The organism is Pseudomonas sp. DR208 (assembly GCF_019823005.1).
In the GTDB taxonomy this organism is placed as follows: domain Bacteria; phylum Pseudomonadota; class Gammaproteobacteria; order Pseudomonadales; family Pseudomonadaceae; genus Aquipseudomonas; species Aquipseudomonas extremorientalis.
The window spans coordinates 1,896,317-1,910,379 of the sequence record NZ_CP081944.1 but is presented as its reverse complement, the minus strand read 5'-3'; the positions used below and the strand labels follow the sequence as shown (position 1 = coordinate 1,910,379).

Annotated in this window: 14 protein-coding genes; 9 read left to right on the top strand and 5 right to left on the bottom strand. The window is 63.5% G+C overall.

Annotated elements, in window-relative coordinates; all coding sequences use genetic code 11:
- Window positions 1-10 precede the first annotated feature (10 nt).
- Genes K5K89_RS08450 through K5K89_RS08440 form a run of 3 tightly spaced genes read left to right on the top strand, consistent with a single transcriptional unit; the run spans window position 11 to window position 2,032 of the window.
- Complete coding sequence (locus K5K89_RS08450) at window positions 11-640, top strand: carbonic anhydrase (protein ID WP_071488971.1); 630 nt, start codon at window positions 11-13, stop codon at window positions 638-640.
- A gap of 27 nt (window positions 641-667) precedes the next feature.
- A complete protein-coding gene (cynS, locus tag K5K89_RS08445; RefSeq protein ID WP_071488970.1) occupies window positions 668-1,138 on the top strand; it encodes a cyanase in 471 nt (156 codons plus the stop codon).
- Window positions 1,139-1,192: 54 nt separating this feature from the next.
- Window positions 1,193-2,032 (top strand): cache domain-containing protein, encoded by an 840-nt coding sequence (locus K5K89_RS08440; protein WP_071488969.1) that lies wholly within the window; start codon window positions 1,193-1,195, stop codon window positions 2,030-2,032.
- A 15-nt stretch (window positions 2,033-2,047) separates the two neighbouring features.
- On the opposite strand, the gene K5K89_RS08435 is transcribed toward K5K89_RS08440, so the two are convergent.
- Together K5K89_RS08435 and pobA are read right to left on the bottom strand one after the other, a co-directional pair.
- Window positions 2,048-3,565 carry an MDR family MFS transporter gene (locus K5K89_RS08435; protein ID WP_222541199.1) on the bottom strand — a complete coding sequence of 506 codons (1,518 nt, stop codon included), beginning with the start codon at window positions 3,563-3,565 and terminating at the stop codon, window positions 2,048-2,050.
- A gap of 66 nt (window positions 3,566-3,631) precedes the next feature.
- Window positions 3,632-4,816 (bottom strand): 4-hydroxybenzoate 3-monooxygenase, encoded by a 1,185-nt coding sequence (gene pobA, locus K5K89_RS08430; protein ID WP_222541686.1) that lies wholly within the window; start codon window positions 4,814-4,816, stop codon window positions 3,632-3,634.
- Window positions 4,817-5,005: 189 nt separating this feature from the next.
- Between pobA and K5K89_RS08425 the strand changes: the two genes are divergently transcribed.
- Entirely contained in the window at window positions 5,006-5,884 is an 879-nt protein-coding gene (locus K5K89_RS08425) for a helix-turn-helix domain-containing protein (protein ID WP_071488966.1), read from the top strand.
- Here the strand turns inward: K5K89_RS08425 and K5K89_RS08420 are convergent.
- A complete protein-coding gene (locus K5K89_RS08420) occupies window positions 5,877-6,053 on the bottom strand; it encodes a hypothetical protein (RefSeq protein ID WP_222541198.1) in 177 nt (58 codons plus the stop codon). The two genes, K5K89_RS08425 and K5K89_RS08420, sit on opposite strands and share 8 nt — an antisense overlap.
- 98 nt (window positions 6,054-6,151) lie before the next feature.
- The gene (locus K5K89_RS08415) at window positions 6,152-7,057 is read right to left on the bottom strand and encodes a LysR family transcriptional regulator (protein ID WP_093126098.1); all 906 of its coding nucleotides are present in this window, start codon (window positions 7,055-7,057) and stop codon (window positions 6,152-6,154) included.
- Window positions 7,058-7,161: 104 nt separating this feature from the next.
- Here K5K89_RS08415 and K5K89_RS08410 point away from each other — a divergent pair, with 104 nt between their 5' ends.
- Both K5K89_RS08410 and K5K89_RS08405 read left to right on the top strand, forming a co-directional pair.
- Window positions 7,162-8,028 (top strand): MBL fold metallo-hydrolase, encoded by an 867-nt coding sequence (locus tag K5K89_RS08410; protein ID WP_071488964.1) that lies wholly within the window; start codon window positions 7,162-7,164, stop codon window positions 8,026-8,028.
- A 34-nt stretch (window positions 8,029-8,062) separates the two neighbouring features.
- Window positions 8,063-8,677 carry an NAD(P)-dependent oxidoreductase gene (locus tag K5K89_RS08405; protein WP_071488963.1) on the top strand — a complete coding sequence of 205 codons (615 nt, stop codon included), beginning with the start codon at window positions 8,063-8,065 and terminating at the stop codon, window positions 8,675-8,677.
- A gap of 10 nt (window positions 8,678-8,687) precedes the next feature.
- On the opposite strand, the gene K5K89_RS08400 is transcribed toward K5K89_RS08405, so the two are convergent.
- On the bottom strand, window positions 8,688-9,560 hold the full coding sequence (locus K5K89_RS08400; RefSeq protein WP_222541197.1) for a LysR substrate-binding domain-containing protein: 873 nt from the start codon (window positions 9,558-9,560) through the stop codon (window positions 8,688-8,690).
- Between the two features lie 111 nt (window positions 9,561-9,671).
- On the opposite strand from K5K89_RS08400, the gene K5K89_RS08395 reads away from it, so the two are divergent.
- The 3 genes from K5K89_RS08395 to K5K89_RS08385 all read left to right on the top strand — a co-directional run bounded on the left by K5K89_RS08395 (window position 9,672) and on the right by K5K89_RS08385 (window position 14,052).
- On the top strand, window positions 9,672-11,297 hold the full coding sequence (locus tag K5K89_RS08395) for a 5-guanidino-2-oxopentanoate decarboxylase (RefSeq protein WP_222541196.1): 1,626 nt from the start codon (window positions 9,672-9,674) through the stop codon (window positions 11,295-11,297).
- Complete coding sequence (locus K5K89_RS08390) at window positions 11,294-12,736, top strand: aldehyde dehydrogenase family protein (RefSeq protein WP_222541195.1); 1,443 nt, start codon at window positions 11,294-11,296, stop codon at window positions 12,734-12,736. The genes K5K89_RS08395 and K5K89_RS08390 overlap by 4 nt, the downstream gene beginning before the upstream one ends.
- A 128-nt stretch (window positions 12,737-12,864) precedes the next feature.
- Window positions 12,865-14,052 carry a cyanate transporter gene (locus tag K5K89_RS08385; protein WP_222541194.1) on the top strand — a complete coding sequence of 396 codons (1,188 nt, stop codon included), beginning with the start codon at window positions 12,865-12,867 and terminating at the stop codon, window positions 14,050-14,052.
- Window positions 14,053-14,063 lie beyond the last annotated feature (11 nt).

Here is a 14,063-nt window from a genome sequence, read left to right as displayed (position 1 = left end):
GGAGAACCCCATGCAAGACCTCATCAACGGCTTTCGCAAGTTCCAGTCAGAAGCCTTTGGCCAACGCAGCGACCTGTTCAAACACCTGGCCACCACCCAGAACCCCGGCACGTTGTTCGTGTCCTGTTCCGACAGCCGGGTGGTCCCGGAACTGCTGACCCAGCAGGAACCCGGCGATCTGTTCGTGATCCGCAACGCCGGCAACATCGTGCCGTCCTACGGCCCGGAGCCGGGCGGTGTGTCGGCCACGGTCGAATACGCAGTGGCGGTGCTGGGGGTGCGCGACATCGTGATCTGCGGCCATTCCGACTGCGGCGCCATGACCGCGATCTCCACCTGCAAATGCCTGGACCACCTGCCGGCCGTGGCCAACTGGCTGCGCCACGCCGAGTCGGCCAGGCTGATCAACGCCGCCCGCGAGCATGCCTCGGACGCCGCCCGCCTGAGTTCATTGGTGCGCGAAAACGTGATCGCGCAACTGGCCAACCTCAAGACCCACCCTTCGGTCGCCCTGGCGCTCGGGCAAGGCCGGCTGAACCTGCATGGCTGGGTGTACGACATCGAGACCGGTGCCATCGACGCCCTGGACGAACGCAGCGGTGGCTTTGTGTCGCTGCTGGATCAGATTCACGCTGCCTGACCTATTCCAACCAAAGAGGACACCACCATGTTGCAATCCCACTTCGCCCAAACCCCACGCCTGGCCCTGGCCGATACCGTGATCGAGCTCAAGGCGCGCAAGAACCTGTCCTGGCAGGACCTCACCGACGGCACCGGGCTGAGCCTGGCATTTGTCACCGCCGCCCTGCTCGGCCAGCACCCGTTGCCCAAGGAGGCCGCTGATGTAGTGTGCGACAAACTCGGCCTGGACCAGGACGCCAGCCGCCTGCTGCAAAGCGTGCCCCTGCGCGGCAGCTTCCCCGGCGGTGTGCCGACGGACCCGACAATGTATCGCTTCTACGAAATGCTCCAGGTCTACGGCTCGACCCTCAAGGCGCTGGTCCACGAGCAATTCGGTGACGGCATCATCAGTGCGATCAATTTCAAGCTGGACATCAAGAAGGTCGAGGACCCGGACGGCGGCTCGCGCGCTGTGATCACCCTGGATGGCAAGTACCTGCCGACCAAACCCTTCTGAGTGGCCCGCGACCGTCTACGCTCTTGTCACACCAACAAGATCGAGGGACGGGTAATGAAGGCACTGCTTCGAACCACCTGGCTGCTGCTGTTGTGTTTCAGCCAGGTGCACGCCGCAACGGCTCAGGATGAGGACGCCCAGGCCGCCAAGGCGCTGCTGGAAAAAGCCTTGGCTTACTACCAGGGCAATGGCGACAAGGCGTTTGCCGCCTTCAGTCGCCAGGGCGAGTTTGTCGACCATGACCGCTATGTGTTCGTGGTCGACACCCGGGGCGTGCTGCTGGCCAGTGGCGGGCCCTCTTCCGCCTTGATCGGCCGCGACGTGTCCGAGGTGCTCGGGCCGGAGTTGCGCCAGTCATTCAAGGACGCGCTCAAGGTGCCGGAAGGCCAGGGCATCCAACAGGCCGATTACCGCTGGCAGAACTGGAACGACGGCAAGGTCGAGCACAAGCACGTGTTTTATCAACGCGTGGGCGAACGCATCCTGGCGGTGGGTTACTACCTGCCCCGGGCCACTCCGGAACAGGCCCGGGCCCTGCGCAACAAGGCGGTGAACGCACTGCTCAAGGATGAAGCCGGCACGCTCAAGGCCATCAATTCCTTGCAGGGCGGTTTCCTGCAGGATGACCTCTACGTGTTCGTGGTCGACCTCGATACCCAGCGCTATGTGGCCCATGGCACCAACCTGCGCCTGATCAACACCGACTTCAGCAAGATCAAGGACCCCGACGGCAAGCCGGTGGGCGAGCCGATCCTGAAGCTGATGACCGAGCAGGACCAGGGCGAATACAAGTACCGCTGGAAAAACCCGGTGACCGACAAGGTCGAGAACAAGCATGCGTATGTGCGCAAGGCCGGGCATTTCATGGTGGCGGTGGGTTACTACAGCCCGTGAATGGTGTCCTGCCGGTTATTTAGCGTTGTCTTCACGGCCGCGCAGTACCCGGTTGGGCATTGCGATTGCGGCCGCGAGCCCCAGCAGCGACACCGCTGCGCTCACCATCAACAAATGCCGGAAGGTCACCGCCAGTTCCCCGCGCAGGGCGTCCTGCGCCGGGCCGGGGGCGGCGTTGAGGCCGTCGAGCAGCACGTTGCCGGAACTGCCCTCGGCCACCAGCGCACCGCTGGCCAGGTGGGCGAAGCTGGAGTCCTGCAACAGCGCCAGCAACAGCGCCGACATGCACGCCACCCCTACCGCCCCGCCCAGGGAACGGAACAGGTTGGTGGTGCTGGTGGCGACGCCGATGTCGCGTTGTTCCACCGAGTTCTGCGTGCCCACCAACGAAGTGGGGAATTGCATGCCGGCCGCGATCCCGCACAGCAACATGAACATCGCCGTCAGCCCCACCGCCTGGGGCGCGCTCAAGGCCATGCCAAGAATCGCAAAGGGGCTCAGCAAGGCGCCACTGAGGATCATCGGTTTATAACGACCGGTCACCGAGGTCATGCGCCCGGCAAAATAGGCGCCCATCGGCAAGCCCATCGCCAGGGGCAGCAGGTGCAGGGCCGCGCTGTCAGCGCCTGAGCCGGTCACCGTCTGATAGCGCAGCGGCATCAGCACCGTCAGGGAAATCGCCTGGAAGCTGGTGAAGAAAATCGTGCACCAGCACAACACCGCGCTGCGGTTGGCGAACAGATGCATCGGCAACAACGGCTCACGGGCGCGCCGTTCATGCCAGACAAACACGGTTAACGCCACTAGCGCACACGCCAGCAAGCCGAGCACCTGATCGTCGCGCCAATGATGGCCCTGGCCGATTTCGGTAATGCCCAGCAACAACGCGGTCAGGCCGATGATCATCAGCAACGTGCCGAGGTAATCGATGATCGGCTTGCGCTGCGGCACCGGCAGCCCCACCAGCGTGCGATGGGCCACGTACCAGGCGCCGGCGCCCAATGGCAGGTTGATCAGGAATACCCAGCGCCACGACAGGTACTCGGTCATGTAGCCGCCGAGCACCGGCCCGGCGACGCTGGCCACCGCGTACATGCTGCTGAAATAGCCCTGGTAGCGCCCGCGTTCGCGGGGCGGGATGATGTCACCGATGATCGCCTGGCTCACCGAGATCATGCCGCCCGCGCCGATGCCCTGGAGGATCCGCGCCAGCACCAGTTGCTCCATGCTTTGCGCCATGCCGCAGAACAGCGAGGCCAGGGTAAACAGGCCCATGCCGATCAGCATCATTGGCCGCCGCCCGTACAGGTCGCCCAGCTTGCCGTAGATCGGCACCGCCACGGTCATCGCCACCATGTAGCCGGAGATGACCCAGGCCAGCAGGTTGACGTCATGGAATCGAGCGGAGATCGCGGGCATGGAGACGGCGACAATCGTCTGGTCCAAGGCCCCCAGGAAGATCGCCATCATCAGTGAGGCGAGGATGCTGCGCACGGCGGGCAGCGGCGGAACGGGCTGATTGAGGTGCGTCACGGCAAGACCTTCGAGCAGGGCCCGCGGGGAAAGGCGGCCCGCGGGAATGCTCGATACGATAGCAGGCTATTCGATAGCTTCGTAAGGAAGCCCGACGTAATTTTCGGCGATGGTCTTGCGCCCGGCCTCGGAGTGGATGAAGTAATCGAGTTCACTCTCGGCGATGCGCTGGCTGAAGCCATCCGCCTCGGGAAACTGATGCAGCATCGAGGTCATCCACCAGGAAAACCGCTCGGCCTTCCACACCCGCCGCAGGCAGATGGCCGAATAGCGCTCCAGCAAATCCACCCGTCCTTCACCGTAGACCTTGAGCAGAATCCGATAGAGGGTGCTCACGTCACTGGCCGCCAGGTTCAAGCCCTTGGCCCCGGTGGGCGGCACGATATGCGCGGCATCGCCGAGCAGGAACAGACGCCCGTACTGCATCGGCTCCACCACAAAGCTGCGCAGCGGCGCGATGCTCTTCTCGATCGACGGACCGCTCACCAGGTCGGCTGCGAGGTGGCTGGGCAGACGGGTTTTCAGTTCGTCCCAGAAGCGCGCATCGGACCATTCATCAAGCGGCTCTTCCACCGGCACTTGCAGGTAATAACGGCTGCGCGTCGGCGATCGCATGCTGCACAAGGCGAAGCCACGCGGATGTTTGGCGTACACCAGTTCAGGGTGAACCGGCGGCGTATCGGCGAGGATACCGAGCCAGCCGAAAGGGTAGACCCGTTCGAAGACGTTCAGTGATTCAGCCGGGATCGATTGGCGCGCAACACCGTGGTAACCATCGCAACCGGCGATATAGTCGCACTCCAGGCGAAAGGCTTCGCCCTGATGTTCGAAAGTCAGCCAGGGTCGATCACTTTTGAGGTCGTGCGGTTGCACGTCATGGGCTTCATACAGGGTGATGGCGCCCGCGGCAGCACGGGCGGCCATCAGGTCGCGGGTGACTTCGGTCTGGCCGTAGATCATGACCGTCTGGCCGCCGGTCAGCGCCTTGAGGTCGATGTGGGTCAGCTGGCCATTGAGCGCCAGCTCGAAGCCCTCATGCACCAGGCCTTCGTTGTCCATGCGCTGGCTGACGCCCGCCTGCCGCAGCAGGTCGACCATGCCTTGTTCCAGCACCCCGGCACGGATGCGGCCTTGTACGTAATCGGCGCTCTGGCGCTCCAGGATCAGAGTCTGGATACCGGCGTTGTGCAGCAGTTGGCCGAGCAACAGTCCGGAGGGACCGGCGCCAATAATGGCGACTTGGGTTTTCAGCGTTTTCATTATTTTTATGGCCCGCAAGTTCCACTCGAACGGATTGAGTGAAAGAGTTGTCATTGGTCTTGTTGCTGACATTTTTCACTTGAGTGGCCGGCATAAGAAGGTGAAAACTGAGCCAAAGCCTGCGCTTTTTGCCAATCGGGGCGATTACCGCACCACTCTCCTGAGTATCGGATTGAAACCATGACCAAAACCGCGATTCCGGTCTTCAAGCTTTACGGGGAACACCAGCAATGGCCGACGCCCGATTTGTTGCACTGCGAAACCATTTCCCGGCGCAGTCGGGAATACCAGTGGGAAATCCAGCCCCACCGGCACGCGGATCTGTGCCAGTTGCTGTATGTGCACAAAGGTCAGGCACAATTGGAAATCGAAGGGCAGCGCACCACGCTGAACGAAGCGACGCTGCAAGTCCTGCCGCCGCTGTGCGTGCACGGTTTTCGGTTTCCCGAGGATGTCGAAGGCTACGTGGTAACCCTCGCGGCGCCGCTGGTCAGCCACCTGCAGACACAACTGGGGGCGACGGTGGACGGTCTGCAGTCCCTGGGCAGTTACCCGGCGGGCAAGGACAGTGATTACCTGAACAGCCAGTTCGCCCGCTTGCAGGATGAATACGCCGACGCACAACCGGCCAGGGACATGATGATGCACGCGCTGGTCAGCGTGCTGCTGGTGTGGATCAGCCGCCAGGCCATCCAGAAGCGCCACCCACGGGCGCCGAGGGGGCGTGAATACTTCCGCCGCTTCACCCAACTGGTCGAGCAGCATTACCGCGAACACCCGAAGATCGAGGATCTGGCCCACAAGCTTGGCATCTCGGTGTCACACCTCAACGGCACATGCCGGGAACTGGGGGGTCAGCCTGCGCTGCAGATCATGCACGACCGCCAATTGCTGGAGGCCAAGCGCCTGCTGACCTACACCAGCATGACCATCAATGAAATGTCGGAAGTGCTGGGTTTTTCCGACCCGACCAACTTCTCGCGGCTGTTCCGCCGACGGGTCGGGTTCTCACCCAAGGCGTTTCGCGAGCAACTCAAGGCTCAACAGCCGATTACCTGAGCGCACTGAAACTGCCGGTATGCGGCACGCATTGGTCCTGATGGCAGCTGATCGCAAAAGTCGGCTGCATGCGGGTCAGTTCAACACGGTAGGCAGCGGTCCCGTAAAGCGCGCTGGCGATGGCGCACAGGGTGATAATCGTCAGGTACTTTCTGGTTTTGATGCTCATGGCACAGACCTCTGCGGATCTAAACGGTGCTGTTTAAAGCATAGGTCAACCAGGGCGAGTTGCCATTATCGGGCGACATTCAACAGGTTTATGTCGCCCTACAGACCGACGTCCCACGCAGGCTCCTCCGGGAACCTCAGCACCAGAAAATCCAACAGGCTGCGCAGCGCCGATGGCATGTGCTTGCGCGAGGCGTACACCGCGTAGATGTTCATCTGCCGGGGCTCGGCGTCGGGCAGCAGGCGCACCAGTTCGCCACGGCGGATGTAATCGCCGGCCTGGTAAGTAGGCAGCATCGACACGCCGGCCCCGGCCAGCGTCACGCGCAACAAGGTGCTGGCCTCGTTGGACGTGATGTTGCCGGTGATGGGCACCGAGACGTGCTCGCCCCGCTCTTCGAAATGCCACAGGCTCTTGCCGAAATAGGAATGGGTGAGGCAGTTGTGCCCGGCCAGGTCTTCGACTTTCTGCGGGGCTGGATGCTCCAGCAGGTACGCCGGCGAGGCGCACACCACCGAGCGACACAGGGTCAGGCGGCGCGCAATGAGATTGGGGTCCAGGTCGTTACTGGTGCGGATGGCCAGGTCGATGCGCTCATCCACCAGGTTCACCGTGCGGTCGAGCATTTGCAGATCGACGGTTACCAACGGGTAACGCTTGACGTACTCGGCGATGGCTGCGGCCAATTGCGCCTGGCCGAACGAGGTGCTGACGCTCAGGCGCAGCAGGCCACGGGGCGCGTCATCCGGCTCGCTGACGGCGGCTTGCATATCGCAGCACAGGTCCAGCAATTGTCGGCAGCGCGGCAGGGTTTCGCCGCCGGCCGCCGTAAGGCTGAGCTTGCGCGTGGTGCGGTGCAGCAGGCGTGCGCCGACCCAGTCTTCCAGCTCGGCCAGGTAGCGCGACACCACCGGGCGCGACAGGTCCAGATGATCGGCGGCGGCGGACTGACTGCCCAGGTCCACCACGGTGACAAACACGCGCATTGCTTGGAGACGGTCCATGATTTGCCCGATTTCAGAAACAAACTATGTCCCAGCATCGCATTTTTAGTCTGGTTTTGTGCAACTAAGCTCTGTGCATCCTTTACCGATGCTGGAGCTGCCCGATGTTCCCAACCCTCAAGCGCCTGACCCTGGCCACCGCCGCCCTGGCCTTCGCCGCCCACGCGGCCGCCGCCGAGCTGAAGCTGGACGTGTACAACCCTGGCGACGCCGCGATCTTCCCGGTCACCTCGGTGCTGGTCAGCGGCGCCAGGGATGCGATCCTGGTCGACGCCCAGTTCGGCAAAGGCCAGGCCGAACAACTGGTGCAGAAGATCCGCGCCAGCGGCAAACACCTGACCACCATCTACATCAGCCACGGCGACCCGGACTACTACTTCGGCCTCGACACCCTCACCACCGCCTTCCCCGACGCCAAGGTGCTGGCGCCGCAACCGGTGGTCGATCACATCAAGGCCACCGTCGCCGGCAAGCTTGAGTTCTGGGGCCCGAAAATGGCTGCGGACAAGCCAGCCAAAACTATCGTGCCGCAGGTCCTCGAAGGCCACAGCTTGAGCCTGGAAGGCCAGCAACTGGAGGTAATCGGCCTGGACGGCCCACAGCCGGATCGCAGTTTTGTGTGGATCCCTTCGATCAAGGCCGTGGTCGGTGGCGTGGTCGTCGCCGAAAACATTCATGTGTGGATGGCCGACACCCAGAGCGCGCAGTCCCACAAAGACTGGCTGGCCACCCTGCAACGCATTGAAGACCTGCAACCGCGCACCGTGATCCCGGGCCATTACCTGGGTACGCCGTCTGTTCAATCCGTGAAATTTACCGCCGACTACATCAAGGCCTTCGACGCCGAAACCGCCAAGGCCAAGGATTCCGCGGCCCTGATCGCGGCCATGAAACAGCGTTACCCGACCCTCGCCGACGAAAGCTCGCTGGAACTCAGCGCCAAAGTCGCCAAGGGCGAAATGAAGTGGTGAACCGTTTCAAACCTTAACCGTACTGGAGAACGTCATGAGCAAGATCGCAATCATTGGGGCCACCGGCCGTGCCGGTAGCCAACTGCTGGAAGAAGCCCTGCGTCGCGGGCATAGCGTTGTGGCCATTGCACGTAACACCGACACACTAGCGGCGCGCCCTGGCGTCACCGTCAAGCAGGTTGATGCCCTGGACGCAGAGGCCCTGCAACAGGCCATCAGCGGCAGTGACGTGGTGATCAGCGCCGCGCACTTCGCCACCCTACCGGCCAGCGCCGTGATCGGGCCGGTAAAGAAAGCCGGGGTGAAACGCCTGCTGGTGGTGGGCGGTGCCGGTTCGCTGTTGTTGCCGGGTGGCGGTCGGGTGATCGACAGCGCAGGTTTCCCGGCTGAGTACAAAGCCGAAGCCAGTGCAGGTGCCGCGTTTCTCGACACGCTGCGTCAGGAAAAGGAACTGGACTGGACGTTCCTGTCGCCTTCGGCGGAGTTCGTCGAGACCGAGCGCACCGGTCAATTCCGCGTGGGCCAGGACGATCTGCTGGTGAGCAGTGAAGGTCGCAGCTGGATCAGCTTTGCCGACTACGCCATCGCCTTGATCGACGAAGTCGAATCGCCGAAGCACTCGCGTCAGCGTTTCACCGTCGGCTACTGAAATGTGAGCGTCAGGAGATTCTGGCGTTGATGACCAGCCAGTTCATCAACGCCTCAAGCCCCGCCGAAGGCTCGCTGCCCGGTGGATACACCAGGTAATAGCCCATCCCCGTCGGCACCCGCAGCTCAAACGGCGTCGCCAACCGCCCGGCCTTCAAATCGTCGCCAATCAACGCGCGGTCGCCAATCGCTACACCGGAGCCTTGCGACGCCACCGTCATCGCCAAATCCAGCGTCTCAAAATGATGCCCCTGGCTCAGGTTACTCAGTCGCGTCTTCGCCGCTTTCAGCCACAACGCCCAGTCCCGTTCATCCCGCGTGGGGTGCAGCAGCACCTGTTGCTGCAAGTCTGCCGGGCTGTGCAGCACACCGAGCAGCGCGGGCGTGCAGACCGGGGTGAGTTGTTCATCGAACAGATGCCGCGCCTCGGCCGACTGCTCGGCGATGGGCGCATAGATCACCGCCGCATCGAATTGCTCGCGGCGAAAGTCCACGGTGTAGGCCACGGTGGTAGTGAGCGCTACCGGCACATCCGGACGCTCCTTCTGCCACTGCATCAAGCGCGGCAACAGCCAACGCATCACACAGGTGGAGGCCTTGAGCTGCAGGACCTGGCGGCGACTGCCGATCTGCTCCACCGCCTCGCCGATCAGACCAAACACCTGCTGCGCGCGCAACGACCATTCGCGGCCTTCCTCAGTCAGGCTCAAGCCCCGCGCCTGGCGTTGGAACAGCGCGTAGCCCAGGTGGCTTTCCAGCCCGGCAACCTGCCGACTCACGGCACCCTGGGTGATGTGCAGTTGCTCGGCGGCGCGGGTGAAGTTGCAGCATTGGGCCGTGATCCAGAAGGTGTGCAACGCGGGCAGCGGCGGGAGGCGTTTCATCGGGGCGCAGCCATGACGTGAGGACATGGCTAGTATGACTTTTTATCGATTGTTGCCGCTACCGGCCAGCCGGTCCAATAACGCCTTATCTCAACAACAAGAGCGACGTTTATGGCGACCTGCGGCGAAGTATTGGTCAACCTCCTGGAAGGCTATGGCGTGGACCAGGTGTTTGGCATCCCCGGCGTGCATACCGTGGAGTTGTATCGCGGCCTGGCCCGTTCCAGCATCCGTCACGTCACCCCGCGCCACGAACAGGGCGCCGGCTTCATGGCCGACGGTTATGCGCGCACCAGCGGCAAGCCCGGCGTGTGCTTCATCATCACCGGCCCCGGCATGACCAATATCACCACCGCCATGGGCCAGGCCTACGCTGACTCGATCCCGATGCTGGTGATCTCCAGCGTACAGTCGCGCAGCCAATTGGGCGGCGGGCGCGGCAAGCTGCATGAGCTGCCGAACCAGGGCGCGATGATCGCCGGCGTGGCGGCATTCTCCCATACGCTGATGTCGGCGGCCGAGTTGCCCGGCGTGTTGGCGCGTGCCTTTGCGTTGTTCCAGGCCGGACGACCACGCCCGGTGCATATCGAAATCCCGTTGGATGTACTGGTAGAAAACGCCGACGCACTGCTGGGCAGTCAACCAGTCAGCGTGGCGCGCGCCGGTGCCGCGCCATCGGCGATCAAGCAGATGAGCCAGTTGCTCGCAGCGGCCAGGCAGCCTTTGATCCTGGCCGGTGGCGGCGCCATCGATGCAGCCGCAGAACTCACGCAACTGGCCGAGGCTCTCGGCGCGCCGGTGGCCCTGACGATCAATGCCAAGGGCATGCTGCCTGCCAACCATCCGCTGTTGATCGGCTCGACCCAGACCCTGGTCGCCACCCGCGCCTTGGTCGCCGAAGCGGACGTGGTGTTGGCCATCGGCACCGAGCTGGCGGAAACCGACTACGACGTCACCTTCGCCGGCGGCTTCGGGATTCCCGGTGCGTTGCTGCGCATCGACATCGACCCGGACCAGACCGTGCGCAACTATCCGCCGCAGGTTGCCTTGGTGGCCGATGCACAAATTGCCGCCGAAGCGCTGCTGCTCGAGTTGAACAGCAAACCCTTGCCGCCCCGCAATCACGCGTGGGGCGCTGCGCGTGTTGCACGCTTGTGGGCCGAACTGAACCCCGGCTGGGACGCCGCCACCCGCGCACAAACCCGGTTCCTCGACACCGTCCTGGAGGAGTTGCCCAACGCCGTGCTGGTGGGCGACTCGACCCAACCGGTGTACAGCGGCAACCTGACCCTGAACCTCGACCACCCGCGCCGCTGGTTCAACTCGTCCACCGGCTACGGCACCCTGGGCTACGCCCTGCCCGCCGCTATCGGGGCGTGGCTGGGGCGTGGCGACGGGCAACCGGTGGTGTGCCTGATCGGTGACGGCGGCCTGCAATTCAGCCTGCCGGAACTGGCCAGCGCCGTGGAGGCGCGCACGCCGATCATCGTGCTGCTGTGGAATAACCAGGGCTATGAAGAGATCAAGAAATACATGGTCAACCGCGCCATCGAGCCGGTGGGTGTGGACATCTATACGCCGGACTTTATCGGCGTAGCCAAGGCGTTGGGCTGTGCCGCTGAAAGCATCCAGGGCATCGCGCATCTGCGGACGGCACTGCGCAGCGCCGCTGATCGCCAAGGGCCGACGCTGATCGAAATCCACCAGGGCCTGTGGATGAAAGAGGTGGCGATATGAGCGCGGTGTCGAACGGGATCTACATCGGCGGCGCGTGGCGAGCCGGCCGAGCCGTACTCGAGGTGATCAACCCGGCCACCGAGGCGGTATTGGCCCGGGTCAGCGTCGGCGATGCGACGGCGGTGACCCAGGCGGTCGACGCCGCCAGCGCGGCCTTCAGCGAGTGGTCGAACAGCACCGGCCGTGATCGCGCCGCCCTGCTGCGCAAGATCGCCCAGGGCGTGAGCGAGCAGCGCGAACAGCTGATGCACCTGCAATCGAGCAACAACGGCAAGCCACTGTTTGAAGCCGCAATTGATGTGGACGATGTGATCGCCACGTTCGAGTACTACGCCAGCGTGGCCGACGCCATGGACGCCGCTCAGGATCAGCCGGTGGCGTTGCCCGGCGATGACTTCAGCGCACGTCTGCGTCGTGAGCCCTGCGGCGTGGTGGGGCTGATCGTGCCGTGGAATTTCCCGATGGTGACCACCGCCTGGAAACTCGCCCCGGCCCTGGCGGCCGGTTGCTGCGTGGTGCTCAAGCCCTCGGAAGTCACGCCGTTGGCCGAGTTGCAGTTGGCGCGGATTATCGCCGAGGCAGGCTTGCCCGCTGGCGTGTTCAACCTGGTGTGCGGCACAGGCCTGGATGTCGGCGCGCCGTTGGCGGCGGACCGTCGAGTAGCGAAGATTTCCTTTACCGGCAGTAACGCCGTTGGCGTGCAGGTGATGCAGCGCGCGGCCGAAACCATCAAGGGCGTGAGCCTGGAACTGGGCGGCAAGTCTTCGCTGCTGGTAATGGCGGATGCCGACCTGGACCTGGCGGTGGAACTGGCCTGTGGTGGCGGTTTTTTCAACGCCGGGCAGATGTGTTCAGCCACCAGTCGCGTGTTGGTGGCTGACACGCTCGCCGATGAATTCCTGGTGCGTGTGCAGGCGCGGGCCGAAGCGATTCGCGTGGCGAACCCGTTTGCCGATGACGTGGAAATGGGTGCGCTGATCAACCGTACCCAGTATCAGCGAGTGCTGGGGCATATCCAGCGCGCAATCGCGGACGGCGCCCGTTTGCTGTGCGGCGGTGAACGCCCGGCGGACTTGCCCAAGGGCTTTTTCATTCGCCCCACGGTGTTCACCGACGTGCCGCTGGACAGTGCGTTGTGGAACGCAGAGATCTTCGGCCCGGTGCTCTGTGTCCGGCGTTTTACCTCTGAGGCAGAAGCCATCGCCCTGGCCAACGACAGCGACTTCGGCCTGGTGGCGAGTGTGGTCAGTGGCCATGCCGAAACCGCCGAGCGTGTGGCGAATGCCTTGCAGGCCGGGCTGGTGTGGATCAACGCGCCGCAAGTGATCTTCCCGCAGACCGCGTGGGGCGGTTACAAGCAGAGCAGCATCGGCCGCGAGCTGGGACCGTGGGGGTTGGCGGCTTTCCAGGAGATCAAGCATGTGATCCGGTCTATCTAATGTGGGAGGGGGCTTGCCACCTCTCACATTTTGACCAGCGCAATTTTTAGATAGACCTAGCGACTTTCTCATTTGCCCCCTGCTCCCACCCATGGCCTGATTCGCCCTTGATCACTCAAGGGCCTCCCATGGAAACCGTTCACGCAAAACCCACCACCGCCCTCTGGCTGATGACCAGCGTCGTGCTGGTCGCCCTCAACCTGCGTCCGTCGATGGCGGCGGTCGGCCCGTTGTTGTCATCGATTCGCGGCGATGTGTCGCTGAGTTTCAGCAGCGCCGCGTTGCTGACCATGTTGCCGGTGATGGCCATGGGCTTGGCGATGTTCTTCGGCATGGGCCTGGCCAAACGCTTTGGCGAGCACCGCAGCATCGTGGTGTCCCTGCTGGTGATCGGCGTGGCCACGCTGTCGCGGTTGTTCCTCGATTCGGCGCTGGAGTTGATCGTCAGCGCCATCGCGGCCGGCGTGGGGATCGCGATGATCCAGGCGTTGATGCCGGCGCTGATCAAGTCGCGGTTCAGTGACAATGTTGCGCTGTTCATGGGTGTGTACGTCACCGCGATAATGGGCGGCGCAGCACTGGCGGCGTCGTTCTCGCCGTTCGTGCAAGTGCAGACCGGCAGTTGGCGCATCGGCCTGGCGATCTGGGCGGTGTTGGCAGTGCTGGCGTTGGTGTTCTGGTACGCGCAACGCTCGGTACTGCCACCGTTGCCGCAAGCCGGCACAGCTCAACAGGCGTCGTTTTTCGGCAATGGCCGGGCCTGGTTGCTGGCGGTGTTTTTCGGCCTGGGTACCGCGTCCTACACCTGCGTACTGGCGTGGCTCGCGCCGTACTACGTGGAGCAAGGCTGGAGCGAGCAGAATGCCGGCCTGCTGCTGGGCTTCTTGACGGCCATGGAAGTGGTGTCCGGCCTGGTCACTCCCGCCATCGCTAACCGCCGCCAGGATAAACGCGGTGTGGTGGCGGTGCTGCTGGTGCTGATCATCCTCGGTTTCTGCGGCCTGATTCTCAGCCCGCACCACCTGAGCCTGTTGTGGCCGTGCCTGCTTGGCCTGGGCATTGGCGGCCTGTTCCCGATGAGCCTGATCCTGTCCCTCGACCATTTGGACAACCCGCGCCGCGCCGGTGGTCTCACCGCCTTTGTGCAGGGTATCGGCTACCTGATCGCCGGGCTGTCGCCGCTGATCGCCGGGATGATCCGCGATCAACTGGGCAGCTTCGAATGGGCCTGGTGGTCGCTGACAGCGGTGATCGGGGTGATGCTGCTGATCGTCACGCGCTTCAACCCCAGGCATTACGCACGACATATCCGCTGACGTCGTATTGC

Excerpts from the sequence above, each read along its gene's own strand:
- cynS (WP_071488970.1), top strand. The coding sequence starts at position 668 with ATGTTGCAATCCCACTTCGCCCAAACCCCACGCCTGGCCCTGGCCGAT.
- K5K89_RS08420 (WP_222541198.1), bottom strand. The coding sequence starts at position 6,053 with ATGAGCATCAAAACCAGAAAGTACCTGACGATTATCACCCTGTGCGCC.
- K5K89_RS08395 (WP_222541196.1), top strand. The coding sequence starts at position 9,672 with ATGGCGACCTGCGGCGAAGTATTGGTCAACCTCCTGGAAGGCTATGGC.
- K5K89_RS08390 (WP_222541195.1), top strand. The coding sequence starts at position 11,294 with ATGAGCGCGGTGTCGAACGGGATCTACATCGGCGGCGCGTGGCGAGCC.
- K5K89_RS08405 (WP_071488963.1), top strand. The coding sequence starts at position 8,063 with ATGAGCAAGATCGCAATCATTGGGGCCACCGGCCGTGCCGGTAGCCAA.
- K5K89_RS08410 (WP_071488964.1), top strand. The coding sequence starts at position 7,162 with ATGTTCCCAACCCTCAAGCGCCTGACCCTGGCCACCGCCGCCCTGGCC.
- K5K89_RS08425 (WP_071488966.1), top strand. The coding sequence starts at position 5,006 with ATGACCAAAACCGCGATTCCGGTCTTCAAGCTTTACGGGGAACACCAG.
- K5K89_RS08400 (WP_222541197.1), bottom strand. The coding sequence starts at position 9,560 with ATGAAACGCCTCCCGCCGCTGCCCGCGTTGCACACCTTCTGGATCACG.
- K5K89_RS08415 (WP_093126098.1), bottom strand. The coding sequence starts at position 7,057 with ATGGACCGTCTCCAAGCAATGCGCGTGTTTGTCACCGTGGTGGACCTG.
- K5K89_RS08450 (WP_071488971.1), top strand. The coding sequence starts at position 11 with ATGCAAGACCTCATCAACGGCTTTCGCAAGTTCCAGTCAGAAGCCTTT.
- K5K89_RS08385 (WP_222541194.1), top strand. The coding sequence starts at position 12,865 with ATGGAAACCGTTCACGCAAAACCCACCACCGCCCTCTGGCTGATGACC.
- K5K89_RS08440 (WP_071488969.1), top strand. The coding sequence starts at position 1,193 with ATGAAGGCACTGCTTCGAACCACCTGGCTGCTGCTGTTGTGTTTCAGC.